Source organism: Intrasporangium calvum DSM 43043, from assembly GCF_000184685.1.
GTDB classification, from domain to species: Bacteria; Actinomycetota; Actinomycetes; order Actinomycetales; family Dermatophilaceae; genus Intrasporangium; species Intrasporangium calvum.
Window position 1 is genome coordinate 157,755 of the sequence record NC_014830.1, and the last position, 26,227, is coordinate 183,981.

At 72.4% G+C, this 26,227-nt stretch carries 24 protein-coding genes; 11 read left to right on the top strand and 13 right to left on the bottom strand.

The genetic code is table 11. From position 1 onward, the window contains the following. Positions 1-37 precede the first annotated feature (37 nt). The gene (locus INTCA_RS00735; protein ID WP_244859858.1) at positions 38-2,617 is read left to right on the top strand and encodes an AMP-binding protein; all 2,580 of its coding nucleotides are present in this window, start codon (positions 38-40) and stop codon (positions 2,615-2,617) included. Positions 2,618-2,633: 16 nt separating this feature from the next. Here INTCA_RS00735 and INTCA_RS00740 read toward each other — a convergent pair whose 3' ends face one another. The 7 genes from INTCA_RS00740 to INTCA_RS00770 are packed head-to-tail and all read right to left on the bottom strand — an operon-like array spanning position 2,634 to position 10,290. Then, the gene (locus tag INTCA_RS00740) at positions 2,634-4,109 is read right to left on the bottom strand and encodes a tryptophan-rich sensory protein (RefSeq protein ID WP_013491029.1); all 1,476 of its coding nucleotides are present in this window, start codon (positions 4,107-4,109) and stop codon (positions 2,634-2,636) included. A 4-nt stretch (positions 4,110-4,113) separates the two neighbouring features. Continuing rightward, the gene (locus tag INTCA_RS00745; RefSeq protein ID WP_013491030.1) at positions 4,114-4,833 is read right to left on the bottom strand and encodes a CPBP family intramembrane glutamic endopeptidase; all 720 of its coding nucleotides are present in this window, start codon (positions 4,831-4,833) and stop codon (positions 4,114-4,116) included. A 4-nt stretch (positions 4,834-4,837) separates the two neighbouring features. Beyond that, a complete protein-coding gene (locus tag INTCA_RS00750; RefSeq protein WP_013491031.1) occupies positions 4,838-6,205 on the bottom strand; it encodes a cryptochrome/photolyase family protein in 1,368 nt (455 codons plus the stop codon). Continuing rightward, the gene (locus INTCA_RS00755; protein WP_013491032.1) at positions 6,202-6,954 is read right to left on the bottom strand and encodes an SDR family NAD(P)-dependent oxidoreductase; all 753 of its coding nucleotides are present in this window, start codon (positions 6,952-6,954) and stop codon (positions 6,202-6,204) included. Before INTCA_RS00755 ends, INTCA_RS00750 begins: the two co-directional genes overlap by 4 nt. Then, positions 6,951-8,261, bottom strand: a complete 1,311-nt coding sequence (locus tag INTCA_RS00760; RefSeq protein WP_013491033.1) for an SAM-dependent methyltransferase — start codon at positions 8,259-8,261, stop codon at positions 6,951-6,953. The genes INTCA_RS00755 and INTCA_RS00760 overlap by 4 nt, the downstream gene beginning before the upstream one ends. Further along, positions 8,258-9,013 carry a DUF1365 domain-containing protein gene (locus INTCA_RS00765; RefSeq protein ID WP_013491034.1) on the bottom strand — a complete coding sequence of 252 codons (756 nt, stop codon included), beginning with the start codon at positions 9,011-9,013 and terminating at the stop codon, positions 8,258-8,260. The genes INTCA_RS00760 and INTCA_RS00765 overlap by 4 nt, the downstream gene beginning before the upstream one ends. Then, on the bottom strand, positions 9,010-10,290 hold the full coding sequence (locus INTCA_RS00770) for an NAD(P)/FAD-dependent oxidoreductase (protein ID WP_013491035.1): 1,281 nt from the start codon (positions 10,288-10,290) through the stop codon (positions 9,010-9,012). The genes INTCA_RS00765 and INTCA_RS00770 overlap by 4 nt, the downstream gene beginning before the upstream one ends. Positions 10,291-10,431: 141 nt before the next feature. Here INTCA_RS00770 and INTCA_RS00775 point away from each other — a divergent pair, with 141 nt between their 5' ends. Together INTCA_RS00775 and INTCA_RS00780 are read left to right on the top strand one after the other, a co-directional pair. Further along, positions 10,432-10,860, top strand: a complete 429-nt coding sequence (locus INTCA_RS00775; protein WP_013491036.1) for an SRPBCC family protein — start codon at positions 10,432-10,434, stop codon at positions 10,858-10,860. A gap of 25 nt (positions 10,861-10,885) precedes the next feature. Beyond that, positions 10,886-11,800, top strand: a complete 915-nt coding sequence (locus tag INTCA_RS00780; protein WP_013491037.1) for a MerR family transcriptional regulator — start codon at positions 10,886-10,888, stop codon at positions 11,798-11,800. A 57-nt stretch (positions 11,801-11,857) separates the two neighbouring features. Here INTCA_RS00780 and INTCA_RS20035 read toward each other — a convergent pair whose 3' ends face one another. Beyond that, on the bottom strand, positions 11,858-12,514 hold the full coding sequence (locus INTCA_RS20035; protein WP_218916280.1) for a polysaccharide deacetylase family protein: 657 nt from the start codon (positions 12,512-12,514) through the stop codon (positions 11,858-11,860). Between INTCA_RS20035 and INTCA_RS20165 the strand changes: the two genes are divergently transcribed. Continuing rightward, positions 12,504-12,935 carry a hypothetical protein gene (locus INTCA_RS20165; RefSeq protein WP_244859859.1) on the top strand — a complete coding sequence of 144 codons (432 nt, stop codon included), beginning with the start codon at positions 12,504-12,506 and terminating at the stop codon, positions 12,933-12,935. The genes INTCA_RS20035 and INTCA_RS20165 overlap by 11 nt on opposite strands. Before the next feature lie 97 nt (positions 12,936-13,032). Next, entirely contained in the window at positions 13,033-14,814 is a 1,782-nt protein-coding gene (locus tag INTCA_RS00790) for a SulP family inorganic anion transporter (protein WP_013491039.1), read from the top strand. Here the strand turns inward: INTCA_RS00790 and INTCA_RS00795 are convergent. Continuing rightward, positions 14,811-15,767 carry a cobalamin biosynthesis protein gene (locus tag INTCA_RS00795; protein ID WP_013491040.1) on the bottom strand — a complete coding sequence of 319 codons (957 nt, stop codon included), beginning with the start codon at positions 15,765-15,767 and terminating at the stop codon, positions 14,811-14,813. The two genes, INTCA_RS00790 and INTCA_RS00795, sit on opposite strands and share 4 nt — an antisense overlap. A 104-nt stretch (positions 15,768-15,871) precedes the next feature. Here INTCA_RS00795 and INTCA_RS00800 point away from each other — a divergent pair, with 104 nt between their 5' ends. Beyond that, a complete protein-coding gene (locus tag INTCA_RS00800) occupies positions 15,872-16,705 on the top strand; it encodes a pyruvate, water dikinase regulatory protein (RefSeq protein ID WP_013491041.1) in 834 nt (277 codons plus the stop codon). Positions 16,706-16,774: 69 nt separating this feature from the next. Beyond that, complete coding sequence (gene ppsA, locus INTCA_RS00805; protein ID WP_013491042.1) at positions 16,775-19,150, top strand: phosphoenolpyruvate synthase; 2,376 nt, start codon at positions 16,775-16,777, stop codon at positions 19,148-19,150. 90 nt (positions 19,151-19,240) lie between these two features. On the opposite strand, the gene INTCA_RS00810 is transcribed toward ppsA, so the two are convergent. Both INTCA_RS00810 and INTCA_RS00815 read right to left on the bottom strand, forming a co-directional pair. Then, positions 19,241-19,918, bottom strand: a complete 678-nt coding sequence (locus INTCA_RS00810; protein WP_013491043.1) for a DNA methyltransferase — start codon at positions 19,916-19,918, stop codon at positions 19,241-19,243. 13 nt (positions 19,919-19,931) lie between these two features. After that, a complete protein-coding gene (locus tag INTCA_RS00815; protein ID WP_013491044.1) occupies positions 19,932-20,381 on the bottom strand; it encodes a rhodanese-like domain-containing protein in 450 nt (149 codons plus the stop codon). Between the two features lie 222 nt (positions 20,382-20,603). Between INTCA_RS00815 and INTCA_RS00820 the strand changes: the two genes are divergently transcribed. Then, positions 20,604-21,278 carry a SprT-like domain-containing protein gene (locus INTCA_RS00820; RefSeq protein WP_013491045.1) on the top strand — a complete coding sequence of 225 codons (675 nt, stop codon included), beginning with the start codon at positions 20,604-20,606 and terminating at the stop codon, positions 21,276-21,278. A gap of 302 nt (positions 21,279-21,580) precedes the next feature. Here INTCA_RS00820 and INTCA_RS18455 read toward each other — a convergent pair whose 3' ends face one another. After that, entirely contained in the window at positions 21,581-22,885 is a 1,305-nt protein-coding gene (locus INTCA_RS18455; protein ID WP_013491046.1) for a GNAT family N-acetyltransferase, read from the bottom strand. Positions 22,886-22,986: 101 nt separating this feature from the next. On the opposite strand from INTCA_RS18455, the gene INTCA_RS00835 reads away from it, so the two are divergent. Both INTCA_RS00835 and INTCA_RS18875 read left to right on the top strand, forming a co-directional pair. Then, a complete protein-coding gene (locus tag INTCA_RS00835) occupies positions 22,987-24,534 on the top strand; it encodes a sodium-dependent transporter (RefSeq protein ID WP_013491047.1) in 1,548 nt (515 codons plus the stop codon). Further along, positions 24,531-24,656, top strand: a complete 126-nt coding sequence (locus INTCA_RS18875; protein ID WP_013491048.1) for a methionine/alanine import family NSS transporter small subunit — start codon at positions 24,531-24,533, stop codon at positions 24,654-24,656. The genes INTCA_RS00835 and INTCA_RS18875 overlap by 4 nt, the downstream gene beginning before the upstream one ends. A 59-nt stretch (positions 24,657-24,715) precedes the next feature. Here the strand turns inward: INTCA_RS18875 and INTCA_RS18460 are convergent, their stop codons facing one another. Beyond that, entirely contained in the window at positions 24,716-25,318 is a 603-nt protein-coding gene (locus tag INTCA_RS18460) for a PadR family transcriptional regulator (protein WP_244859860.1), read from the bottom strand. Positions 25,319-25,732: 414 nt separating this feature from the next. On the opposite strand from INTCA_RS18460, the gene INTCA_RS00845 reads away from it, so the two are divergent. Continuing rightward, positions 25,733-26,182, top strand: a complete 450-nt coding sequence (locus INTCA_RS00845) for an ATP-binding protein (RefSeq protein ID WP_052338059.1) — start codon at positions 25,733-25,735, stop codon at positions 26,180-26,182. Positions 26,183-26,227: the final 45 nt, after the last annotated feature.

The following is a 26,227-nucleotide window of genomic DNA, read 5'->3' on the forward strand; positions in this document are numbered from 1 at the left end:
GTTTGCATTAGGTAAGGCTTACCTATTCAATGACTCCGTGACTGTGCTGACCGGCGACCTCACCCGGGCGCCTTGCGGACTGCCATGGGTGCGCGACCTCGCCGCCCACGGCTCGGCGCGCGCCGTGGTGACGGAGCACGACACGCTCACCTATGCCGAGCTCGCCCGGCGCGTGGACGCGGTGGCTGAGTCCCTCGGCACGACGCGACGCCTCGTCCTCGTCGAGGGGGCCAACCACCTCGAGAGCCTGATCGGCTACCTGGGGGCTCTTGCGGGGGGCCACGTCGTGCTCCTCGTCCCCAGCGACAGCGAGCCGGCGCGCGAGACGCTCCGAGCGGCATACGACCCGGATGTCGTCATCGGCGCCAGCGGGGCACTCGACGTCGTCCGGGAGGGATCGGCGCACGAGCTGCACCCCGACCTCGCCCTCCTGCTCAGCACCAGCGGCTCGACGGGCTCGCCCAAGCTCGTCCGGCTCTCCTGGGACAACCTCGCGGCCAACGCCGACCAGATCGCGACCTACCTGAACATCCGGGAAACCGACTGCGCAGCGACAACCCTCCCGCTGCACTACTGCTACGGGCTGTCCGTGGTGCACTCTCACCTGAGCCGGGGTGCCAGCATCGCGCTCACCGACCTCTCGGTCGTCGACGAGTGCTTCTGGAACCTCTTCCGGGCCGCGAGAGCCACCACGCTGGCCGGCGTCCCCTACACGTTCGAGCTCCTCGAGCGCGTGCGTTTCGGCTCGATGGACCTCCCCAGCCTGCGCTACGTCACCCAGGCCGGGGGTCGGCTCGACCCCGAGCAGGTCCGCCACTGGGCCGAGGTGGGCCAGGCCCGCGGCTGGGACCTCTTCGTCATGTACGGCCAGACCGAGGCAACGGCCCGGATGGCCTACCTCCCTCCGCGGCTGGCACTCGAGCAGCCGGCGTCCATCGGGGTGCCCGTCCCCGGGGGGTCCCTCGAGGTGGTCGACGGGGAGCTCGTGTACTCCGGCCCGAACGTGATGCTCGGCTATGCCGACTCCCCTGCGGACCTCGCCCTGCCCCGCACGGTCGAGCGACTCCGGACGGGCGACCTCGGCCGACGGACGGAGGCCGGCGTCTACGAGGTGACTGGGCGGAGCAGCCGCTTCACCAAGGTCCTCGGCCACCGCATCGACCTCGACCAGGTCGAGCGCGGGCTGCGACTCGGTGGCCACGACGTCCGGTGCGCCGGCCGCGAGGGGCTGCTCGCGGTCACGGTCGCCGCCGGTGAGGTTGGCCCGGGGTTGGTGGACCACGGGGCGCTGCGCCGGTCGGCCGCCCGCCTGAGCGGCGCCCCGCCCTCGGCGATCGCCGTCGTCGCGGTCCCGGAGCAGCCGGTCCGAGCCAACGGCAAGACGGACTACGCGGCGGTGCTGTCGCTGGTCGAGCAGCTTCGGGACCGAACCGACGGCTCCGCGACGGCGCGGACGGACACGGTCGCTGCCCTCTACGCGGCAGCCCTCGGCCGGTCTCAGGTCGCGCCGTCCTCGACGTTCGTCACGCTGGGGGGCGACTCCTTGTCCTACGTCGAGGTGTCCATCCGCCTCGAGCAGCTGCTCGGGACCCTGCCTCCGTCGTGGCACGTCACGCCAGTTGCAGAGCTCGAGGAGGCCGCCGCGCGACGGCCCGCGGCGACGCACCGAACCGTCGAGACCAACGTGTGGCTCAGGGCCTTGGCCATCGTGCTCATCGTCGGCACCCACGCCGACGTCTTCGTCCTCCAGGGCACGGCGCACGCGCTCCTCGTGCTCGTCGGCTACAACGTCGTGCGCTTCGCCCTCGCCTCGGAGCGCGCGCGCGACCGCCTGCGTTCGCTGGCCCGCGGCGCAACCCGGGTCGTCCTGCCGACCCTGGCCGTCGTCGTGCCGGCGCATCTGTTCGGTGGCTACTACGAGACGCGCAACCTCTTCCTCGCCAACTGGCTCCTCGGCGAGGAGCGCCTGGGCCCGCCGTGGCGGTTCTGGTTCATCGAGGCCCTCGTCGTGGCGCTCGTCGTGGCCATGGGCCTCGTGGCCGTCCCGGCGGTGGCTCGCGCCGAGCGGCGCTGGCCCCTCGGACTGCCGCTGGCGCTCACCGCCCTGGCCTTCACGCTGCGCCTGCCGCTCTTCCCCCTTCCCGGTCCGCGCATGCAGGGCTCGGCCCTCGTCGTCCTCTTCCTCTTCTTCCTCGGCTGGTCGATCGCGCGGGCCAGCACCCGGCGCCAGCAGTGGATCGTCACGGCGGTCGCAGTGGTCAGCGTCGGCACGTTCTCCGGCAACCCGGCGCGCGACCTGCTCTCGCTCGCCTTCGTGCTGCTTCTCATCTGGAAGCCGCTCTCGCGGATCCCGGTTGCACTCGTGCCGGTCGTCCAGGTCCTCGCGGCAAGCTCGCTCTACGTCTATGTCATCCACTGGCAGGTGCTCGAGCACCTCTGGGGCGCCCCCGTTCCCGCCTTCGTCGCCTCTCTCGCCGTCGGTGTCGGCTACTGGTGGGTGTGGACGAACGGCGTGGACGCCGTCAGGCGGGGTGTGTCCGGCCTTTCCGCCGGCCGGTCCGCCGCGGGCCGAGAGCCGACGATCGGCCTCTCTGCGGATCTATTGCGCTCATACTAGATAGTCATAGACGAGTTCATCGACGGTTGCGTCGTTCGATCGCCGCGCTGAGCACCGTGGCGAAGCCGCACCACGCCACGTAGGGCACGAGGGCCCGGCCGGCGACCGGGTTGACCGCAGCGGAACGGCGCGCCAGGTCCGCTCCGCTCGCGGTCAGGACGGCCGACTCGAGGGCGGCGGCCCCAGGCCTCCGGGCCCGCCAGAAGACGACGCTCCACCCCGCGTTGAGGGCGAGGTTGGCGCCCACCGCGGCGAGGTACGTCCGGCGCTTCCGTGCCGCCCCCTCGCCCTCGCGGTCGAGGCCGGTGAGCGTCGCCGCGGTGGAGGCGGCGAGGTCCGCGTAGAGGAGACTCCAGACGATGGGGAAGGTCGCCTTCGGCGGTTGCCAGGCCGGCAGGTCGAGACTGCGATACCACCGTGAGTCGGGCTGGGTGGCGAGCGAACCCACGACCGCGGCAGCCGTGACAGCCGCACCGGTGAGTGCGAGGTTGCGCAGTGCCGTGTCCGGCGTGGTCCCCTCCATCGCCCGTCGCACCGCGTCGTCGAAGCCGGTGAGCCCTCCGGGCACGGGGACGAGCTCGAGCAGGTCCGACTCCTTGGCGACGACCTCGTGGACGAGGCTGCCGACGAGGGGTTTGGCGATGCCGGCGCCGATCGGGGTGACGAGGCCGACCCAGTGGCTGGCGAGGCGTGGGGTGAGGACGGGGATCGTCACGACGACCCGCTGACGCATTCCTGTCACGGCGGCGAAGCGCTGGATCATCTCCCGATAGGTCAGCACGTCCGGGCCGCCGATGTCGAAGGTCCGGTTCGCGTCAGCGGGCAGGTCGGCCGCGCCGGCCAGCAGCGTGATGACGTCGTCGACGGCGATGGGCTGGATCCGGTTGTCGAGCCACTTCGGCGCCACCATCGCGGGAAGGCGGGTGGTCAGGTGGCGCAGCATGTCGAAGGAGACCGACCCGTCGCCGAGGACGACGGCCGCCTGCAGCACGGCCGTGGGCACCCCTGACTCGAGCAGGATGCGCCCCACCTCGACGCGGGAGGCGAGATGCGGTGACAGCTCCTCGCCGGCGGGGTGGAGCCCGCCGAGGTAGACGATGCGTTGCACGCCGGCGTCCCGCGCCGCGGAGCCGAAGGTGTCCGCCGCCTCCCGGTCGCGCTCGGCGAAGTCCGGCTCGTCGTCCATCGAGTGCACGAGGTAGTACGCCGTCCGTATGCCGCTGAGCGCCTTCCCGAGGTCGCCGCGGTCCGCGACGTCCCCCACGACGACCTCGACGTCCCTCGCCCACGGGCGGGCGTCGAGCGACCCGGCCCGTCGGGTCAGGACCCGGACCTGCCAGCCCTCGGCGAGCAGCCGGGGGACGAGCTGGCCGCCGATGTAGCCGGAGGCGCCGGTCACCAGCGCGGTTCGGCCGTCGTTCGGCTCGGCCGGGCCGTTCTGCGAGCGGATGGTCGGGCTGCGTGTCGGGCTGGGAGTGGGCTGGGTGGTCAAGGGTTCACCTCACGAGGTCGAGGACGGGTGGGAGGAGCAGGAGCATCCCGGTCGACCACGTGACATGCGTGATGACCGGTCCGAGGATCCCGCCGGTGACGCGTCGCTGCAGGGCGGTGACGAGGCCCACGACGACGGCCGCGAGGACGAGCAGGGGCACGCCGCTGCCGACCGTGGTCAGCGCGTAGAGCACGGTGGTCACGGCCACGGCATGCTTGGGGAGGGCCGCGTAGAGGGCGCCGCGGAAGTACAGCTCCTCGGCGATCCCGTTGAGCACGGTGATGCCGAGCACCACGGGCAGGGACCCGAAGCGGGCGTGGTCGAGCAGGTCGTCGACCGGGGCCCGGAGCACCGGGATGCGGGCGACGACGAGGGCGCCGGCGAGGAAGGCCCCGAGGAGGAGTCCGCCCAGGGCCAGGGACTGGAGGACGGGGCGTTCCCGAGCACCCCGGCGGGTGTGCCCGAGACCGAGGCGGAGCGGCCCGGAGAGGACCGCGCCCAGGCACCACACTCCGGCGAGGCCGAGGGTGGCGGCGTAGAAGAGGGCGTCACCGGGCCGGATCCGCAAAGCCCAGGCGAGCAGGGCCGCGCCGACCACGAGACTGAGCGCGACGACGACCCGGCGCCGGAGCCGCATCTCGGGCGGGTCGGGTCGGGCGTCGACGACGGGTCGCACGAGGGCGGCGTCGAGGAACGCCCTCAGCTCGGCCACCGGGCCTCGCACCAGGTCACCTCCTCGACAGCTCGTAGCGGGCCAGGGCCTCCCTGCGCTCGGCGTCGTGGTCGACGACGCGGCCCGGATACCCGTGCGCATACCCGTTCGGGTGGTCCCAGGGCTCGTGCACGGCCGGACCCGCCAGGTGCCCGAGCTCCGGCACCCACCGTCGCACGTAGTCGCCCTCGGGGTCGAAGCGGTGGGCCTGCCGGAGCGGGTTGAGGACGCGGAAGTACGGTGCGGCGTCGGTGCCGGTCCCGGCCACCCACTGCCAGCCGTGGCTGTTCGAGGCGATGTCGCCGTCGAGGAGCTGGTCGAGGAAGTAGCGGGCGCCGACGGGCCACCAGACGTGGAGGTCCTTGGTGAGGAAGCTCGCGGTGATCATGCGCAGCCGGTTGTGCATCCAGCCCTCTCCGAGCAGCTGGCGCATCCCGGCGTCGACGATGGGGTAGCCGGTGCGCCCCTCCCGCCAGGCGGCGACGAGCCGGTCGGTCTCCGGGCCGTCGTCGTACGACATCCGGCCGAGATCGGGCCGCAGGTCCTCCCACGCCGACTCGGGCCGGTGCCAGAGGACGTCGGCGTAGAACTCCCGCCAGGCCAGCTCGGTGACGAAGGTGGCTGCCCCGCCCGTGCGACCGTCCGGGTGGGAGGCGATGTCCGCGAGCAGGGTCCGAGGATGGATCTCCCCGTACTTCAACGGGACGGACATCCGGCTCGTGGCGTCGAGGTCCGGTCGGTCGCGGTCCTCGGCGTACCGGCCCAGCCGCCCCTCGGCGAGGAAGTCGAGCCAGCGGGTGCGTGCCGCCGCCTCGCCGGCGATGCCCCCGGGTCCGCCGGCCGCCGCGACGGCCGGCAGCGCCAGGCCCCCTACGTCGCCGTCGAACCAGGGGATCCGCAGCGGTGGCGCAGCCGGCGGCGGAGAGCCGTGGGCCCGCCACGCCCTGGCGAACGGGGTGAAGACGCGGTAGGGCGCGCCGCTCTGGGTGACCACGAGACCGGGCCCAGCGGCATACGGCGTGCCGGTCGCGACGAGGCGACGACCCTCCGACTGCAGGGCGACCTCGACGGCAGCGTCCCTCGTGCGCCCGAAGGGCGTCGTCTCCCGGGTGACGTGGACCGACTCCGCGCCGACCTCCCGGGCGACCTGCGGGATCACGTCGACCGGGTTGCCGGTGCGGACGACCAGGTGCCCGTCGAGGGAGTCGGCGAGCGCCCGCAGGGAGGTGATGAGCCGCCGTGACCGTGGCTGCCCGGTCTCGAGCAGCCTCGGGTCGAGCACGAAGACCGGCAGCACCGACGTCCCCGAGTCCAGCGCGGCGAGCAGGGCGGGGTGGTCCGACACCCGCAGGTCGCGCCGGAACCAGAGGACCGAGACGGTCACGCCCGGCCACCCCGGGAGGTGAGTGTCGTCCACAGCCGGCCGGGGACGAGACGGGCGACCGCCATCGCGACCGCCATCCGCTTGGGAAAGACGATGGTGTCGTCACCGCGCTCGAGGCCGTCGGCGATGGTGCGCCCCGCCTCGTCGGCGTCGATGAGGAACGGCATGGGGAACTCGTTGACCGAGGTCATCTCGGTGCGGACGAAGCCCGGCGCCACCGTCGTCACCCGGACCCCGTGGGGTGGCAGGGACGCGCGCATGGCCTCGAGGAGGTTGAGCTGCGCCGCCTTGGTCGCACCGTAGGCCTCGGACCCGGCGAGGCCGCGGTAGCCCGCGACCGACGCGATGCCGACGACGTGGCCGCGGCCCTGCTCCACGAACCCGGGCACGACCGAGGCGAGGACGTTGTTGAGGCCGAGCAGGTTGACCTCGACGTGGCGGGCGAAGACCTCGCGGTCCCAGCTGGCCGCGTCGAACTGCTTCCAGTAGCCGGCGCTGTGGATGACCATGTCGAGGCCGCCCAGGCCGTCCCGGACGGCGTCGGCCGCCTCGGCCACGGCGTCGGCGTCCGTGACGTCGACCGGGACGCTGCGCATGCGCCCCCCCGACACCGCCTCCAGCTCGCTCGCCCGGCGTCCGCTGACCGCTACCGAGGCGCCCCGCCGGACGAGCTCGTCGGCCAGCTGCGCCCCGATCCCGCTGGACGCGCCGACGACCCAGACCCGCTGGCCGCTGAGCGCCGTCCTCACGCTGCGTCCTGCGCCACGCCCGCGGACGGCGAAGCACCGCGGACCGTGTCGGGACCCTGCCGCTCGAAGCGGATCTGGGCGACGTCGAGGTAGCCGGAGTCGAAGCCGGCCTCGCAGTAGGCCAGGTAGAACTCCCACTTGCGGCGGAAGGTCTCGTCGAAGCCGAGCCGCTCGACCTGCGGCCACTGCGCCATGAAGGTCGCCCGCCAGCGGCGGAGCGTCTCGGCGTAGTCGAGCCCGAACCGGTGGACTCCCGTCACCCGCAGCTCGGTGCCGCGCTGGGTGACGTCGGTGATCGCGCGCAGGCTGGGGATGAGCCCGCCGGGGAAGATGTGCTTCTGGATCCAGCCGTAGGAGCGCCGCGTCACGAGGTAGCGGTCGTGGGCCATCAGGATCGCCTGGATCGCCGCGACCCCGCCCGGCGCGAGGAGGCTGTCGATGGCGCGGAAGTAGGTGGGCCAGTACTCCTCGCCGACCGCCTCGATCATCTCGACCGAGACGATCGCGTCGTAGCTGCCGCGTGCCTCGCGGTAGTCCTCGAGGCGGACGTCGACGCGGTCCGCGACGCCGGCGGCCGCGGCGCGGTCGCGGGCCAGGGCCGCCTGCTCGCGGGAGAGCGTCAGGGTCGTCACGTGAGCCCCCCTGCGGGCCGCCTCGATCGCGAGGGTCCCCCAGCCCGTGCCGATCTCGAGGACGGTGGTGCCGTCGCCGACGCGTGCCTCGTCGAGGATCGCGTGGACCTTGCGCAGTTGGGCGTCCTCGAGCGACTGCCCCTCGAGCGGGGCCGTCCGGTCGAAGAGAGCCGAGCTGTACGTCAGTGTCTCGTCGAGGAAGGCGGCGAAGAGGTCGTTGGACAGGTCGTAGTGCGCCTCGATGTTGCGGCGGGACCCCGTCAACGTGTTGCGCTGGTCGTGCGGGATGGCACGGTCGACGACCTGCCGGAGGGCGACCCACCTGCGTGGGATCGCCGTCGTGAGCCGCGCGGCGAAGGGTCGCAACACGTCCGCGAGGTCGGTGCCCGGCGCGGCGCGCCAGTCGCCGGCCATGTAGGCCTCGCCGATGCCGATCTTCGGGTGGTGGGCGAGGCGCTCGAAGAAGGCTGAGGGCCGTCGCAGCTCGACGGTCGGCCGGATGCCGCTGGGCTCGCTCCCGCTCGCGGCGGACCTTCGCAGCGGGGAGCCGTCGGGGAGGACGACGTCGACGGGCACCCGGTCGAGGACCTGCTCGAAGATGGTGCGTGCGAGCTTGGCCTGCAGACGGACCGGTGCGAGCGTCGGGACGATGGGGCGGGGCTGGATCGTGGTCATCGGGCTGCCTCCTCCAGGCGGTGTGGGCGGGGGACCACGGGCAGGCGTCGCATCCACAGTCGCACGCCGTGCCACCGGATGAGGGCCGTGACGCGGTACGTCATGAGGGCGTGGCGGGCGGTGGTCGAGAGGATCGTGCGGAGCGTGGCGGGTCTCGGCCGACCCGACACGGAGGCGTCGAGGATCGGCTGACCGTCCCGGGTGAGCCGGATGGCCACGGCGACGCGCTGCTCGTCGAGGACGAGCCGGACGTGGTATTCGCCGGAGACGTCGTTGAACGGAGAGACGTAGAACGCCTTGTCGACCACTGCGCGGCCATGGTCGTCGACGTCCACGAGGTAGGCGTGCCGGCCTCCGTAGGTGTTGTGCACCTCGAGGACCGTCGCGACGAGCCGTCCGTCGGGGGCAATGCACCAGAAGACGCTCAGGGGGTCGAAGACGTGCCCGACGGAGCGGGCGTGCGCGAGCATGAGGACCCGCGCGCCGGCTGGCAGGGCGACCCCTCGGCTCGCGAGGAACCGGTCGAGGTCGCCCCTGATCCCGCCTTCCTCGTGTCCGCCGTCGAGGTGGTCGGCGGGGTCGAACCGGGCGAGGACGGACAGCGGCCACGGCAGGCGGGGCAGGTCGTCCAGGTCGACGAGCCACTGGTGGTGGCGGTGGCGGAAACGGTGCGTCACCGGGGTCCGGCGGGTGTGGGACACGACCCCTTCGACGAGGCTCGGGACCCGGGGCGGCCTGATGGACGGGCTCACCAGGACACCCCGAACGACTGGGCCGCCTCGACGCCGGAGCGGCAGCCGTCCTCGTGGAAGCCCCAGCCGAGATGCGCTCCCGCGAAGGCGAGCCGCTCACCCCCGGCCGAGCGGAGCCGGCCGGCCGCGGCGACGGCAGGTGCGGTGAAGACGGGGTGCTCGTAGGAGAGGTCCGCCGTGACCGTGTCCGGGTCGACGTGGTCGCCGGGGTCGAGGGTGACGATGTGGTCCTCGGTGCCGGGGAGGCCCTGGAGCCGGTTCATCCAGTAGCTGACGGCGACCTGGGGGCTGGGCGCGTCGCAGGACTGCATCCGGTAGTTCCATGCCGCGCGGGCCTGCTTCGCGGCCGGCAGCACGGACGAGTCGCGGTGCAGCCACACGGTGTTGCGCGAGTACCGGATCGCGGCGAGGTCCTCTTTCTCCTGGGGCAGTGCGTCGGCGAGAAGGTCGAGGGCCTGGTTGGCGTGGGTGGCGATGACCACCCGGTCGAACCGCTCTGGGGCGGCGTCGCCGACCCGGACGTCGACCCCGTCGTCGTGCCGCTCGACCGCGGTGACCGGGGCCGACCGACGCACGTCGGCCAGCCTGGCGACGAGGCGGTCCACATACGTCGCCGAGCCGCCGACGACGGTGCGCCACTCCGGGGACCCGCTGACGGTGAGCATGCCGTGGTGGTCGAGGAACTGGAAGAGGTGTCGTGCCGGGTAGGTCTCGGCGTCGAGGTCACCACAGGACCAGACGGTGGCGACGAGCGGGATGGCGAAGTGGCGCACGAAGTAGGTCGAGAAGCGGCCCTCACGGAGGAACTCTCCCCAGGTCGGCTCGGCTGACGGGTCGGCGAGCAGGCGCCTGGCGGCGCGGTGGAACCGGGGGACCTCGGTCAGCAGCCGGACGAACCGCGGGTCGGCAGCCCGCCAGGGCTGGGCGAGGATGCCGGCCAGACCGCGACCCCCGGCGTAGGAGAGCCCGCACTGCTCGCAGGTGATGCTCATGCTCATCTCCGTCGGGCGGGTCTCGACGTCGAGCTCGGCGAAGAGGCGCAGCAGGTGCGGGTACGTCCGCTCGTTGTGGACGATGAACCCGCTGTCGATCCGGAGCGGGCTCGCGCCGGCGGTGGACCCGCCGGCCGGCACCGTGTGCGTGTGGGCGTGCCCGCCGACTCGCTGGTCCGCCTCGAAGAGGGTCACCGCGTCGGTCCGGGACAGCACGTGCGCGGCGGTCAGGCCCGCGACGCCCGCGCCGATGACTGCGGTGGTCTGTGGCCGGCTCTGGTTCATGGTGCTCCCTCGGGGGCGTGCGGTCGCGTCGACGACCAGCCATTCGGAGCCGACGGGCGGCTGGATGGGACTTTCCCTGGCGTGGAACTCAATGTAGAGTCGATGTATAAGGTTTGTCAAAGGTTCGTTCAGGAGGAAGCCATGCAGTTCGTCCGCACGCTCACCGTCCCCGTTCCGGCCGACCGGGTGTTCGCGTACCTGGCCGACTTCACGACCACGACCGAGTGGGACCCGGCCACGGTCCGCACGGAACGCATCTCCGGCACCGGGGGGGTCGGCACGCGCTATCGCAACCGCTCCCGGTTCATGGGGCGCGAGGCCGAGGTGGACTACGTCGTGACCGAGCTCGACCCGGGGCGCCACATCCTCCTTCGCGGGGAGAACCAGAGCCTCGTCGCGCACGACGACATGACGGTCGAGGGGGATGCGTCCGGGGCCACGGTGACCTACTCGGCGTCGTTCGACCTCAAGGGGCTGTGGAAGCTCGCCACCCCCGTCCTCGCGCCGGCCCTGAAGCGCCTGGTCGACCAGGGTGCCGACGGTCTGCGACGCACGCTGCACACGCTGTGAGCTCTGGACCTAGACTCGACAAACCATGTACACCATCAAGCGCGCTGCCGAGCTGACCGGCATCAGCCTGTCCACCCTGCGGGCCTGGGAGCGGCGCTACGGCGTCGTCAGCCCGGTGCGCTCGGACGGCCGTTACCGCCTCTACTCCGCCGACGACCTGCGCGCCCTCGGCATCATGGCGGCGCTCGTCAACGAGGGCTGGTCGGCTCGGGAGGCGGCCGCCGAGACCAAGGCTCGCATCGAGGGCTCCGCACAGCGTGGCGGCCCACTGTCGCAGGTCGACGGCGGCCCGGGCCCTCGACCGGAGGCCTCGGTCCTCCCGCGCGTCGACGAGCTCGTCGCCGCAGCCGGGCGACTCGACACGGTCGCTGTCTCCGACATTCTCGACGAGGCCTTCAGCCGCGCAGGTTTCGAGAGGGTCGTCGACGACTGGCTCATGCCTGCCCTCAGCGTCATCGGCGAGTCCTGGGCTGACGGGAGGATCTCCATCGCGGGCGAGCACCTGCTCAGCCATGCGATCCAGCGTCGGCTGGCGGCGGCCTACGAGGCGGCCGGGGCCAGGACCTCTGGCCCGATCGTGACGCTGGGTCTCCCGCCCGGTGCGCGGCACGAGCTGGGGGTCCTCGCCTTCGCCGTGGCCCTTCGCCGGGCCGGCTACTCCACTGCGTACCTCGGAGCGGACCTGCCGGCGGGGGACTGGGGTGAGGCTGTGGCGGCCCGCGGCGCCACCGCGGTCGTGCTCGCGGTGCCGCGAGCCGCGGATGTCGTCCCGGCCCGCCAGGTGTGCGAGGAGCTGCTCGCTGCCCATCCTGATCTCGTCGTCTTCGTCGGGGGCGGAAGGCAGGACGAGGTCGGTGCTGGGTCCGTCCCCCTCGGGCACGACATGCGCACTGCGGTCGAGGCCGTGGACTCGGCGCTGAACGCGCGCCGCCCGGCGTAGGAGCCGCGACGGCGGGGGCCCGACATCTATCGGGCCGGGAACGTCGCCGGGAACGACTCAGGGCGCAGATCCCAGAACGGCCTGCAGGGTGACGAACCCGTAGCCGCGCGCCCGGAGCGCGTCGATCATCCGGGGGAGCGCGTCGGCGTCGAGCGTCGAGCCGTCCTTCGGGTGGGCGCCGACGTGCATCAGCACGATCTCGCCCGGCACCGCGGCGTCGAGGACCCGGTTCACCACGGTTCCGACCGACTGGCCGCCCGAGGTGCCCTTCCACCCGAGCGTGTCGACGGTCCACCGGAACGGCACGTAGCACTCCGCGTTCACGACCGCGATCGTGCGCGTCGTCACCGCGCCGAACGGGAAGCGGAAGTACGGTCGCGGGTCCTGACCCGTGACCGCCTTGATGCGGCTCTCCGCGCTGTTGATCTCGGTGCGGATCCCGCTGTCGGACAGGGTCGTCAGGTCGGGGTGGTTGTACGTGTGGTTGCCGATCGGGTACTTGGCCATCGCCCGGGCGCTGCTCGGGAACGCGTCGACGAAGTCACCAGTGAGGAAGAACGTCCTCGGAACGCCCTTGTCCGCCAAGGTCGCCAGAATCGAGGCGACGCCGTCGTTGCTCGCCCCGGCGTCGAAGGTCAGGGCGACGACCTTGCGATCGGTCGGGACCCTGGTGAGGTCCCGGCCGAGCAGCCCGCTCGGGACCGTGCACGCCACCGGCCGGGGAGATGTCGTGGTCGGGGTCGTGCGGGGCGTGGTGGCAGGGGTGGTGGTCGACGCTCTCGAGGTCGTCGGAGGCGGCGCGGTCGGGGTGCGCGTGGGGGGCCGGGGCGGGGTCGTCACCGGCCGGGACGTGGGCGGTCGCGACGTGGCGCTGGTCGAGGACGGGCTCGTCGAGGCCCTGGGTGACGTCCTGGGTGACGGCGTCGACGTCGCCGAGCTGGTCGGGGCCGAGGCAGTCGGACTGCTGCTCGTCACTGAGGCTCCGCCGCCGGACGTCGGGCCGCCCGGCTCGTCCGGTGCCGTGCCGCTGCAGGAGGTCAGGAGCAGGCCGGACACCATCGCCGCGGTGGCGAACCACCGGGACCGGGGTGTCGACGCTGCACCCATGGCGCCTTCTTCCTTCACCTCCAGTTGACTCCCAGTGGGCCTTCGCGGTTGACCTGTGTGGTGGAGGGAACGCGTCTTCTCCGTCACACCGGCCGGTCGGCCGGTCGGCCGGTACGTTCGACAGGGTGACCGACCAGCGCGAGGGAGCCGCCGGGTGGGCGCGGTTCGCCCCCGGCCTGGGCGTGCTCCTCTCCTACGACCGGACCTGGCTGCGCGGCGACGTCCTCGCCGGCGTCACCGTCTCGGCCTACCTCGTCCCACAGGTCATGGCCTACGCGGAGGTGGCGGGGCTCCCCGCGATCACCGGGCTGTGGGCGTGTGCGCCGGCCCTCGTCGTCTACGCGCTCCTCGGGTCGTCGCGGCAGCTGTCCGTCGGCCCCGAGTCGACGACGGCCCTGATGACCGCGGCGGGCATCGGCGCTCTCGCAGGTGCGGCCGGCGGCGGTCGCCACGCGGAGCTGGCTGCCCTGCTCGCCCTCGCCGTGGGCGTCGTCTGCGTCCTCGCGTGGCTCGTCCGGCTCGGGTTCCTCGCCGAGCTCCTGTCGAAGCCGGTGCTCGTCGGCTACATGGCCGGTATCGCCGCGCTCATGGTGGTCAGCCAGCTCGGCAAGATCACCGGGATCGAGGTGGAGAGCGGCACCTTCCTCGAGGAGGTCGGCTTCACGGCGACCCACCTCGGTGAGGTGCACGGTCCCACCCTGGCGGTTGCTTCCGGTGTCCTCGTGGTGCTGCTGGCCTTCGGCCGCTGGGCGCGGCGCTGGCCGGGCCCGCTCATCGCGATGGTGTCGGCCGCGGCGCTCGTCCACGTCCTGGGGCTGACGGACGAGGGCGTCCGGGTCGTGGGCGAGGTGCCCCGGGGGCTGCCCCCGCTGAGCGTGCCCCAGCTCGACGACGTCGAGATCTGGAAGCTCCTGCCAGCGGCCGTGGGGGTCGCGGTCGTGGCCTACAGCGACAACGTGCTCACCGGTCGCGCCTTCGCCCTCAAGCGCCGCGAGACGATCGACAGCAACCAGGAGTTCGTCGCGCTCGGCGCCGCCAACATCGCGTCCAGCCTCGCGTCCGGGTTCCCGGTCAGCTCGAGCGGCAGCCGCACCGTGCTCGCCAACGCGATGGGGGCCCGCACGCAGCTGCACTCGCTCGTGTCCGTCGCCGTCCTCGCGGCGACGATGTTCTGGCTCGGGCCGGTGCTCGCGACGTTCCCGACGGCGGCCCTCGGGGGCGTGGTCGTCTACGCCGCGCTGCGCCTCGTCGACGTGGCCGAGCTGCGGCGGATCACCGGCTTCCGGCACAGCGAGCTGGTCCTCTCGCTCGCCACGACGGTGGCGGTCCTCGGGTTCGGCGTCCTGCCGGGCATCGGGGTGGCCATCGTCCTGTCCGTGCTCGACCTGCTGCGGCGGATCGTCCACCCGCACGACGGGGTCCTCGGCTACGTCCCCAACGTCGCCGGCATGCATGACATCGACGACCACTCCAACGCCGTGCAGGTGCCCGGTCTGGTCGTCTACCGCTACGACTCCCCACTGTTCTTCGCCAACTCCCACGACTTCGTCCGGCGCGCCCTGCAGGCGGTGGCCGACTCCCAGCGGACGGCGCCGGTGGAGTGGTTCCTGCTCAACGCCGAGGCCAACACCGAGGTCGACCTCACGGCCGTCGATGCCCTCGACACGTTGCGGCTGTCCTTGGCGGACGAGGGGATCCGGTTCGCCATGGCCCGAGTGAAGCAGGACATGCGCGAGCCGCTCGACGCAGCGGGGTTCGTCGACAAGGTCGGCGAGGACCACATCTTCCCCACCCTGCCGACCGCGGTCGCCGCCTACGCGAAGTGGTACGAGGAGCACCACGGCCGCCCGCTCGAGGGGCTCGAGATCCCGCCGGTGCCGAGGCAGCCGCGCCCCCCCGAGCGCTAGCGCCGGGGTCGCGGGAGGAGCGCGAGGGCGATCGCACCCACGAGGGAGAAGGTTCCCACGCGGCGGGACAGCCGGTTCGCCCGCGCGATGTCGGATGCCGCTGGGCTCGGCCCCGTGCCCAGGGTCCCTCGGTCCTCGGCCCGGCCCTCGTACACGTTGGTCCCTCCCAGGGTGACGCCGAGGACTCCGGCGAACGCCGCCTCGACGACGCCGCCGTTGGGGCTCGGGTGGGCCGGGGCGTCGTGCCGGATCGCCTCGCGGGCGCGGGACACCGCCAAGGAGTCGCCGTCGAGCGCCGCGCCCGTCAGTGCGGCTCCCGCGGCGACCCGGGCAGGGACCCAGTTCACGAGGTCGTCCAGCCGCGCCGCCGCCCAGCCGAAGTCGCGGTACCGCGGCGTCCGGTGGCCGATCATCGCGTCGAGGGTGTTGACGGCCCGGTAGCCGACGAGCCCGGGGATCCCGAGCAGGCCGCCCCAGAGCAGCGGGGCGACCACCGCGTCCGAGGTGTTCTCCGCGACCGACTCTACGCACGCCCGGGCCACCTCGTGCTCGTCGAGCCGGGTCGTGTCGCGCCCGACGAGGTGGCGCAGCCGTCGTCGGGCGGCCACCCGGTCCCCGGACGACAGGTGCCGGCCGATGACGTCGCCCTCGCGCACCAGGGAGCGCCCCCCGAGCACGGCCCACGTCGCCGCCGCGGTGGCCGCCACATGGACCACGGGGGAGTGCCGCGTCGCCCGCTCGGCGACGAGCCCGAGGGCGGCCGTGGAGCCGACGAGCAACGCGACGTGACGGACCCCGGCAGCGCGCCCAGCGGCATACGTCCGCTGCTCGACGGCCGCTGCCGCGGTCCCGAAGCCGGCGACGGGATGCCAGCGCCTCGGGTCGCCGAGGAGACGGTCCGCCACGAAACCCACCGCGAGCCCCACGGCCCTCGATCCGACGCCCTTCCGCACGGCTGCCCTCCTGTCGCCGCGGGCAGTCTGCCAGATCCCGGACGGGCGTTCCGCAGAGGCGGACGGCACGGGCGCGGTGGGCCCGGCTGTGGGACAGTGGCGCCGTGAGTGCCCCCGACAGCGTCACCGAGACACCGGTGTTCTTCCTCGCCGGCGGCACCGGCATCTCCGCGGAGACCCTGGGCAACCTCATGCTGAACCAGTTCCCCTCGGTCCGCTTCCGGCGCCGCAAGATCCCGTTCATCACCACACCCGAGATCGCCCGGCAGGTCGTCGCCGAGATGGACGAGGCGATGACCGACGCGGTCACCCCGCTCGTCTTCTCGACCGTCGCGGACGAGGAGGTGCGGACCGAGCTCGTCAAGACGAAGTGCGCCTTCATCGACCTCTTCGGCAGTCACCTCGACGCCATCGAGCGGGTCCTCCACGTCAACGCGAGCCACAACCGGGCCGGCCTGCACGGGCTCGGCGACCCGCGCCGCTACGAGCAGCGGATGAAGGCGATCGAGTACGCCATGGAGCACGACGACGGCCAGAGCCTGCGCAACCTCGCCCAGGCCGAGCTGATCCTCGTCGCCCCCTCACGCTGCGGCAAGACGCCGACGTCGATGTACCTCGCCCTCCAGCACGGGATCCGGGTCGCGAACTACCCCCTCGTCGAGGAGGACCTTCACTCCACCCACCTGCCCCGTCCGATCCGGGACTACGCCGACCGGTGTTTCGGCCTCGTCTCGACGCCCGCGCGCCTCAGCCAGGTGCGCAGCGAGCGGCGCCCGGGGTCGACCTACGCCTCGCTGGCCCAGTGCAGCTACGAGCTGCGGCGGGCCGAGGCCCTCTACCGAGCCCACCGGATCCCCTCGATCAACTCGGCGTCGATGTCGGTCGAGGAGATGGCCGCGGTCATCATGCAGACCCGGCACATGAGCAACCTCGCCTAGCGGCCGGGTTGCCGCCAGGCTCCAGATCTCCAGACTTCGCCCGTCATCGCCGACGAAAGGACAACACACATGACCGCCAACATCCTCTGGTTCCGTGAGCTGGGGCTCACCGACGTCGAGTCGGTGGGCGGCAAGAACGCCTCCCTCGGCGAGATGGTCCAGCACCTGTCGAAGGCGGGGGTGTCCGTCCCGGACGGCTTCGCGACGACGGCTGAGGCCTACCGCCGGTTCCTCGCGCACGAGGGGCTCGCCGACCGCATCAACGCGCTGCTCGACGACCTCGACGTCGACGACGTGCGGAGGCTCGCCGAGGTCGGGAGGCAGATCCGCGACGCCGTCGAGTCGCAGCCGTTCCCGGCGGACCTGGAGGGCGAGATCCGGACGGCCTACGACGAGCTCGTCGCCGCGGCCGGCGCGGAGGGCGTCAGCTGGGCGGTCCGCTCGAGCGCCACCGCGGAGGACCTGCCCGACGCGTCCTTCGCCGGCCAGCAGGAGACCTTCCTCAACATCACCGGGATCGACAACATCCTCCACGCGATCAAGCTCGTCTTCGCCTCGCTCTACAACGACCGGGCCATCGCCTACCGGGTGCACAGCAACTTCGACCACTCCGGCGTCGCCCTGTCGGCGGGTGTGCAGCGGATGGTCCGGTCGGACATCGGCGCGTCGGGCGTCATGTTCACCATCGACACGGAGTCCGGCTTCCCGGACGCCGTCTTCATCACGAGCGCCTACGGCCTCGGCGAAGGTGTCGTCCAGGGGGCGGTCAACCCGGACGAGTACTACGTGTACAAGCCGGCCCTGCGCGCCGGTCGGCCCGCGATCCTCAAGCGGGGCATCGGGGCCAAGGCGACCAAGATGGTCTACACCGAGGACGCCTCGGTGGGGCGGACGACGGAGTTCGTCCCCGTCGACCCGGCCGACCAGGTCCGGTTCAGCCTGACCGATGACGAGGTCACCGAGCTCGCGCAGCACGCGGTGCGGATCGAGGAGCACTACGGCCGCCCGATGGACATCGAGTGGGCCCGCGACGGGATCGACGGGCGCATCTACGTGCTCCAGGCCCGACCCGAGACGGTCAAGTCGCGCTCCGGCTCGTCGACGCTGCGACGGTTCCGGATGAACGAGCGTGGACCGGTCGTCGCCGAGGGGCGTGCCATCGGCCAGAAGGTCGGCTCCGGGGCGGTGCGCGTGCTCAGCGACGTCGCGTCGATGCACGAGTTCCAGCCGGGCGAGGTGCTCGTCGCCGACATGACCGACCCCGACTGGGAGCCGATCATGAAGCGGGCCAGCGCGATCGTCACGAACCGCGGCGGCCGCACCTGCCACGCCGCGATCATCGCGCGTGAGCTCGGCATCCCCGCCGTCGTCGGGTCCGGGAACGCGACCCGGGTGCTCGAGGACGGCCACGAGGTGACCGTGTCCTGCGCCGAGGGCGACACCGGGTTCGTCTACGAGGGGCTGCTCGACTTCTCCGTCGACGAGACCGCCCTCGACGAGATGCCCGAGGTCCCGGTGAAGATCATGATGAACGTCGGGACGCCGGAGCAGGCCTTCGAGTTCTCGCGCCTGCCGCACCACGGGATCGGCCTGGCCCGGCTCGAGTTCATCATCAACCGCCAGATCGGGATCCACCCCCGCGCCCTGCTCGAGCTCGACGACCAGGAGCCGGCGCTGCGCGACGAGATCCGCGGGCTCATCGGCGCCTACGACAGCCCGCGTGAGTTCTTCGTGAAGCGGCTCAGCGAGGGCGTCGCGATGCTCGCGGCCGCCTTCGCGCCGGAGCCGGTGATCGTCCGGATGTCCGACTTCAAGTCGAACGAGTACGCCAACCTCGTCGGCGGCGAGCGCTACGAGCCGCACGAGGAGAACCCGATGATCGGCTACCGTGGGGCCTCGCGGTACCTCTCGGCCGACTTCGCGGAGTGCTTCGCGATGGAGGCGGAGGCGCTGAAGTTCGTCCGGGACGAGATGGGCCTGACCAACGTCAAGATCATGATCCCGTTCGTCCGCACCGTCGCCGAGGCGAAGGGCGTCATCGACCTCCTCGCCCAGCACGGGCTGCGCCGCGGCGAGAACGACCTGCAGGTCATCATGATGTGCGAGGTCCCCTCGAACGCCGTCAACGCGGACGCGTTCCTCGAGCACTTCGACGGCTTCTCGATCGGCTCCAACGACATGACGCAGCTGACCCTCGGCCTCGACCGGGACTCGGCGCTCGTCGCGGGCTCCTTCGACGAGCGCGACCCGGCCGTCAAGAAGATGCTGAGCATGGCGATCCAGGCGTGCCGCGCGCAGGGCAAGTACGTCGGCATCTGTGGGCAGGGCCCGTCCGACCACGTTGACCTCGCCGAGTGGCTGCTCGACGAGGGCATCGAGACGATGTCGCTCAACCCCGACACCGTCGTCGACACGTGGCTGCGCCTGGCCAAGCACGCGGGCTGAGCCCGGCACCCACGGCGCCGGCCGCGCGGAGCGAGCCCAGCGGCATACGACCTCGTTCGTATGCCGCTGGGCTCGCTGCCGCTCGAAACGCTAGCTCTCGCGTCGGAAGGTCAGCAGGTAGTCGCCGGTGAAGTCGTGCGGGAGCGTGTCCCAGTGGACGACGGTCTCGCCCTGGAACGGGAGCACGGCGCCGACCGCCCGGGCGACGTCCCACGCGAGAGCGGTGGTGTGTCCGGCGTGGCGGATGTTGGCGACGTTGAGCACGAGGTGACCGCCGGGGCGGAGGATGCGCCGCAGCGCCTGCGCGATCGACGCGAGGTCCGCGAGGTAGCTCGCGTAGCTGCCCGCGACGAGCGTGTAGGCGGTGAGCGGGTCGTGCGGGTGGTCGTTCGCGGTGCGGTAGGGCGGCGACGTGAGGCAGAGGGCGACGGGGCCCGCGTCAGGGAGGAGCCGGTGCAGGCCGCGGGCGTCGCCCTCGACGATCGTCGCCGCGGGAACGCGCGCGCGAACCACGTCGACCCGCTCGGGGAGCAGCTCGACGCCGAGCCCGCGCCGCCCGAGCCGGTCCGCGACCAGGAGGGTCGTGCCGAACCCGGCGAACGGGTCGAGGACGAGGTCCCCCGGCTCGCTCAGGCGCTCGATGACCTCGGTGGCGAGGTGCTCGGTGAAGTGGACGTCCTCGTCGGCGCCATCGGCACCGGCGGCCCGCTCGGCCACGAGCTCGGACGCGGTCGCCGTCAGGTACGGCGGGAGGGGAGGCCTCGGCATGGGGAAGCCGGGCTCAGTCGGTGACGACCTCGCCGCCGGACTGTTGCCAGGCTCCGATCCCACCGCTGAGGTGGTACGCCGAGGTGAACCCGGCAGCCTGCATGAGCTGGAGCGCTGCGGCGGACCGGTTCCCCGAGCGGCAGTAGACGGCGTAGGGCGCCTTGGGGTCCAGCTGGGCGATCGTCGTCGCGAAGTCGGCTCCCTCGACGTCGACGTTGACCGCGCCCGGCAGGTGACCCTCCGCGAACTCGGCGGGCGTGCGGACGTCGAGGATGGTCGTGCCCTCGCGCTTCGCGGCGGCGGCGAAGTCGGCGGCGGACAGCTCGGCGCCCAGGGTCGGCGCGGCGGCTGCGGGTGCGGCGGAGGAGAGGTTCGCGCCGTCGTCCGCGCCGCTGCAGGCGGCCACGGAGGTGACGGCGACGAGGGCGAGGAGGGCGCCGGCGAGACGACGACGGTGTGACATGGGTGATCTCCTGACGGGGGCGGGGTCGCACGCCCATTGTGGGTCAGCGTCCGTGGGAGCGCCGACACAGGGCAGGTCAAACATACCCCCAGGGGTATCGTGCCTCGCAATCGAAGGAGCACTTCGCGACCCGCCCGCCCATCGGGAGGGCACGTCGCGACACCGAGGTTGTCGGTGCGTCCTCCTAGGGTCACGGCAGGGGCACCGACAGTAGGGACACCAATGGAGCTGAGTGCTGCACTGAAACTGGGCCGGGAGCTGATGGCCGTCCACGGCCTGAGCGACTGGACGCTGAACCTCGACCGAGCGAGGACGCGGGCCGGGGTCTGCCGGGCGGGCAAGCGGGAGATCTCGCTGAGTGCCCATCTGACGCGGCTCCACCCCGAGGCCGAGGTCCGCGACACGATCCTGCACGAGATCGCCCATGCGCTCGTCGGTCCCGGGCACGGCCACGACGCGGTGTGGCGCGCCAGGGCCCGGCAGATCGGCTGCTCCGGCAACCGCTGCTCCTCCGTCGACGCCCCGGGCATCGCGGGGGCGTGGGTGGGGACCTGCCCCGCCGGCCACCGGACGACCCGGCACCGGATGCCGTCGCGAGTCGTGCTCTGCACCCGCTGCCGCGGCACGGAGGCCGCCCGCGTCTTCGACTGGACCCACCAGGGACGGCGGGTGGCGATGCACCCGAACTACGCGGCCGAGCTCGACGCCCTGCTCCTGGGGTTGCCCCACCTCGCGCCGGGCCGCCTCGGACCCGGTGCAGTGGTCCGCATCGCGGCTCCGGGTCAGTACGACGGGGCGGTGGGTCGGATCGTCACGCGGGGGCGGACGCGCTACCGGGTGCGGGTCCCCGACGGACTGCTCTCGGTGCCCTTCGCGTGGGTGGAGCAGGCCGGCTGAGCCCGGCGGCCCGTCAGGCCGGGTGACCCCGCGCCCGGCGCGCCGCCGTGACGAGGTCGCCGGGCTCCCGGACGACCGCGCAGGTGCGGGCGTCGGGCCGGACCAGCCAGATGTCAGCGGGGTCCGACTTGAGGGAGTCGAGCAGGATGCCGCTGGGCCCGGGCTCGCGGCCCGTGACGCCGCGCCGCCCGTGACGCCGCGCGGCCCGTGACGCCGCGCCGCCCGTGACGCCGCGCGGCCCGTGACGCCGCGCGGCCCGTGACGCCGCGCGGCCCGTGACGTCGCGCTGACCGCGAACCGCCTCAGCGGCGCACCCGCGCGTACGTCACCTCGTCGGAGAAGGTCCCGTCCACGTTCCGCAGCCGGCCGGTGAGGACGCTTTCCCGGACGAACCCGGCGCGGGCTGCGACGACGCCCGAGGCGACGTTGCCGACCTTGTGGCCGAGCTCGAGCCGCACGATCGAGGTCGCGCTGAACGCCCACTCCGCGAGCAGCTCGAGCGCTCGGGTGGTGAAGCCGCGGCCCCGGAACCGGGGCAGGACCCCGTAGCCGATGAGTCCGATGTCGGGAGGCCCCATCCGCAGGACCCCGATCGCCCCCGCCGGGTGCCCCGTCGCCTCGTCGACCATGACGAACCGTGCCGCCCGCCCGCTGACCCAGTCCCGACGAGCCGAGGCGGCCCGGCGGCGGGCCTCGGCCTCGGTCAGCGGCCCGGTGAGCGACCACCTGAGCGACTCCTCGTCGTTGTTCTCCTCGAGCACCGTCTGCCAGTCGCTCGCGGTGAGCGGGCGCAGGCCGAGGACGCCGTCGGACAGGCGCTCGACCGGGGGCCAGGGGGGCGGCCCGACCTCGCTGCTCGGTTCCGACGGGCGCACGACGTAGGCGTCGAGCAGCCACCCCGACGCGTCCTCGGCACGCCGCCGCGCCGCGGTCAGGGTGGCCGCGAGGTCGCCGAGCCGCCCCGAGACGAGCACCTCGTCGTCGCGGTCGAGGTGCGCTCCCCAGAAGACCTCGAGGTCGGGGTACAGCTCGGCGAGCTCGAGGCAGCGCAGCTCGGCGTCGGCGACGACGACCGCATCGCCGTCGTGGGGCTGGTAGGTGTCCACGAGGTGCTGGCCGGAGATGGCGTGGACGCCCGTTCCGTCTCGTCCCAGGGTGATGCCGTGCCGCGCCGCGAGCAGCTGAGCCGCCCCGACGCCCGGAGTGATGGCGACGCCGATGCCGAGTCGGTCGGCCAGCGCCGTGGCGAGCTCGTGCGCCGCGGCCTCGAGCGCCGGGACCCCCGGCACGAGGAGGCCCACCGTCGCCGCGGGCGGAGCCAGCTCCCCGAGCTCCCGGACGATCGCCGTCACGCGCTCGCTCACCGACCCCACGCCGTATGCCGCTGGGCTCCCAACGCTCCCAGGCTCGCTCGGGTGGGCGGTGGGCTCGATGAACCGGTGCGCACCGGGGTCCGTCAGCACCGCGGCGAGCAGCTCCCGCTGGGCCGCAGCCCCGGGCTCGAGGACGACGAAGACGTCGAGGGTGTCGAGGGCGGCGACGCCCGCCCCGGTGAGGTGGGCACGGTCACCGAGTCCGATGCCGACGAGGTGGATTCGCTGGGTCATCGGGCCGGCTCCTGTCCGGGTCCGCGCCGGGAAGGCTGGCGCAGCTCCCGCGTTTGGGTGAATGCTATGGAGCACCAGTCTCGTTCGATCCGGGAGGGTTCATGAGCACCACAGCGGACGACGATGTTCGCGAGGCACATCGGGGCATGTTCTCCACGAGGCGGGTCTTCATCCTCGCCGCGATCGGGTCTGCCGTGGGCCTCGGCAACATCTGGCGCTTCCCCTATGTCGCCTACGAGAACGGTGGCGGCGCCTTCATCCTGCCCTATCTCGTCGCACTGTTCACCGCAGGCATCCCGTTCCTCTTCCTCGAGTACGCCCTGGGGCACAAGTACCGCGGGTCGGCCCCGCTGTCGTTCGCGCGGCTCTCCCGCGGCACCGAGGGGCTCGGCTGGTGGCAGGTCGGCGTCTGTTTCATGATCGCCGTCTACTACGCCGCCGTCCTCGCGTGGGCGCTCAGCTACACCGTCTTCTCCTTCACCAAGGCGTGGGGGGACGACCCGAACGCCTTCCTGTTCGGCGACTACCTCAAGGTCGCGGAGTCCCCCGGGATCTCGCTGGACTTCGTCCCGGGCGTCATCATCCCGCTCCTCATCGTCTGGGGAGCGCTCATCGTGCTGATGGCCCTCGGCGTCCAGCGAGGCGTGGGGCGCACCTCGGTCATCTTCATCCCGGTGCTCGTCGTCGCGTTCCTCGCGCTGGTGATCCAGGGGCTCACCCTCCCCGGTGCGGGTGCCGGACTCGACGCCCTCTTCGCGCCGAACTGGGGGGCGCTCGCCGACCCGGCCGTCTGGGCGGCGGCGTACGGCCAGATCTTCTTCTCCCTGTCGATCGGGTTCGGGATCATGATCACCTACGCCAGCTACGTGAAGCGGCGCACCGACATGACGGGCTCGGCGATGGTGGTCGGCCTGTCCAACTCCGGCTTCGAGATCCTGGCCGGGATCGGCGTCTTCGCGGCGCTCGGCTTCATGGCGCAGGCGTCCGGCGTCGCCGTCAGCGAGGTCGCCACCTCGGGGCTCGGTCTGGCGTTCGTCGCGTTCCCGGCCATCGTCAACGAGGCCCCGGCCGGCGCGGTCCTCGGCGTGCTCTTCTTCTTCTCGCTCGTCCTCGCGGGCTTCACGTCCCTCATCAGCGTCCTCGAGGTGGTCGTCTCCGCCGTTCGGGACAAGTTCGAGATGTCGCGGATCGGGGCGACGCTGTGGGTCACCATCCCGTGCGCCATCCTCAGCCTGCTCGGGTTCAGCACCACCAGTGGCCTCTTCGTCCTCGACATCCTCGACCACTTCATCAACCGCTTCGGCATCCTGCTCGTGGCGGTGGTGAGCATGGTCGTGCTCGCCTGGGTGGTCCGGGCGCTGCCGGGCCTGCAGAGCCACCTCAACACCGACGGGTCGGTGCCGGTGCGCTGGTGGTGGATCGCCCTCGTCTCGGTGATCAGCCCGATCGCGCTCGGTTTCGTCCTCGTCCGCGAGTTCATCGCCGTGGTGCAGGAGCCCTACGGTGGCGGCGACTACCCGCAGTGGATGCTCCTCGCCTTCGGCTGGGGAGCAGCCCTCGCGGTGCTCGTCGCAGGCTTCCTGCTGGCCCGGATCCCTTGGCGCCCGGACACACCCGTCCACGGACACGGGAGGGAGGACTCAGAATGAGCACTGGAGCGATCGTCATGATGGTCGTCGCCATCCTCGTGGTGTGGGGCGGGCTGGCCCTGGCCATCCACAACCTGCGTCGCGGTGACGCCCAGGAGATGCTCGAGCACCGGGACCTGTGAGGTCCGCCTGCCACGGCGGCTCCCCGGGGACCGTCGAGGTCTCGGGGAGCCGCCGGGTCTCACTCGGGGTCGCCATCGGCGAGGAGCTGGTAGAGGCGGCGCCGGGTCTCGGAAAGGATGTCGCGGGCCTCGGCGCGCTGTTGCGCCGTGCCGGTGGTGACGACCTGCCACATCGCGCCCATCACCTGTCCGACGACGGGCATCAGGCCGTCGCCCCCGGGGGTGCCGCTGAAGCCGTGGCTCGCCCGGTCGTCGGGAGCGGCGTCGTTCTCCGGCTCGAAGGGAGCCCACGTGGCACCCATCTCGTCCGGGTGCTCCTCGACGTAGCGGCGACCTTCGTCGGTGAGGCGGAGCAGACGCCGCCCCTCGGCGTCGCGGCCCTCGACGAGGCCCTCGTCCTCGAGCTGCTGGATGGTCGGGTAGACCGAGCCGGGGCTCGGTTTCCACCCGCCCCCGGTGCGCTCCGCGATCTCCTGGATGAGCTGGTAGCCGTTCATCTCGTTGCCGGCGAGCACGTCGAGGATGGCGGCCCTGACATCGCCCCGCCTGGCGCGGGGGCGGCGCGGTCCGCGGGGGTGCTGCTCTGGTCCCAAGGCCGGCCCCCCGAACTGGCGGATGAGGTCGTGGATCCATGGCGGCGGTCCGGGACGTCCGCGTCCCATGCCGCCCCAGGGGCCACCCTCCGGCCCCCAGCCCCCGAACCCGGTGAGCCAGTCCGGCCCCCCGGGGCCGCGGCCCCCCGGACCTCCCGGTCGGCGGTGGCCTCCGTGTCGGCTCGGGCCACCTCGGTGGCCGGGCTCACCTTCCGAGCCGGCCGTCGCGTCGGACCAGCCCCACTCTTCGTTCGCTTCGTTGCGGTCTGAGTTCATCGCTGCCTCCCTGTGATCCACGACCGGAGCAATCGTGATGCATCAACGATATATCGCGACTGGATCGTTGGCTAGGTTTGGCGGACTGAGGTTGCGGGTAGGACTCGGTTGATGCTTCATTGTTTGCGCGCCCCGACGTCGCTACGCTGACGGAGCGCATCCGGACGGGCGACCGGCGCCCAGGGGAGGAGGACCCGCGTGCCGACGATGCAGGACGGCAGTCCCAGCACGGACGGGGGTGCCCCCCAGAACGAGAAGAGGACTGTGCGCATCCCTTGGGCCCCTTCGGCAGCGCCCAGCATCCGCAAGACCCTCGTCGCCGACCTCGCGTCCCGCGAGGTCCCCGGCGAGGTGGTGGAGGAGGCCGAGATCGTCGTGAGCGAGCTCGTCGCCAACGCGATCCGCCATGCGAAACCCCTTGCGGACGGCGCGATCCGCGTCCACTGGAAGGTCAAGAACAACGTCGTCGAGGTCGAGGTCACCGACGGTGGCGGACCGACGGTCCCGCGGCCGGCCCCGCCGACGACGTGGGGCCCGGGCGGCCGCGGGCTGCGCATCGTCCGTTCGCTGGCCCACGAGTGGGGCGTCCTCGACGAGCCCAACGGCCGCACGGTGTGGGCCTCGGTGGGCGGTCCCTCGCGGCGCCGCTCACACTGAGCCACTGCGGGAGCCGTATGCCGCTGGGCTCGCTCACGCGGGCGT

Coding starts and splice junctions, on each gene's coding strand:
- INTCA_RS00760 (WP_013491033.1), bottom strand. CDS start 8,261: ATGACCACGATCCAGCCCCGCCCCATCGTCCCGACGCTCGCACCGGTC.
- INTCA_RS00770 (WP_013491035.1), bottom strand. CDS start 10,290: ATGAACCAGAGCCGGCCACAGACCACCGCAGTCATCGGCGCGGGCGTC.
- INTCA_RS00775 (WP_013491036.1), top strand. CDS start 10,432: ATGCAGTTCGTCCGCACGCTCACCGTCCCCGTTCCGGCCGACCGGGTG.
- INTCA_RS00780 (WP_013491037.1), top strand. CDS start 10,886: ATGTACACCATCAAGCGCGCTGCCGAGCTGACCGGCATCAGCCTGTCC.
- ppsA (WP_013491042.1), top strand. CDS start 16,775: ATGACCGCCAACATCCTCTGGTTCCGTGAGCTGGGGCTCACCGACGTC.
- INTCA_RS00810 (WP_013491043.1), bottom strand. CDS start 19,918: ATGCCGAGGCCTCCCCTCCCGCCGTACCTGACGGCGACCGCGTCCGAG.
- INTCA_RS00815 (WP_013491044.1), bottom strand. CDS start 20,381: ATGTCACACCGTCGTCGTCTCGCCGGCGCCCTCCTCGCCCTCGTCGCC.
- INTCA_RS00820 (WP_013491045.1), top strand. CDS start 20,604: ATGGAGCTGAGTGCTGCACTGAAACTGGGCCGGGAGCTGATGGCCGTC.
- INTCA_RS18455 (WP_013491046.1), bottom strand. CDS start 22,885: ATGACCCAGCGAATCCACCTCGTCGGCATCGGACTCGGTGACCGTGCC.
- INTCA_RS00835 (WP_013491047.1), top strand. CDS start 22,987: ATGAGCACCACAGCGGACGACGATGTTCGCGAGGCACATCGGGGCATG.
- INTCA_RS18875 (WP_013491048.1), top strand. CDS start 24,531: ATGAGCACTGGAGCGATCGTCATGATGGTCGTCGCCATCCTCGTGGTG.
- INTCA_RS18460 (WP_244859860.1), bottom strand. CDS start 25,318: ATGGGACGCGGACGTCCCGGACCGCCGCCATGGATCCACGACCTCATC.
- INTCA_RS00845 (WP_052338059.1), top strand. CDS start 25,733: ATGCAGGACGGCAGTCCCAGCACGGACGGGGGTGCCCCCCAGAACGAG.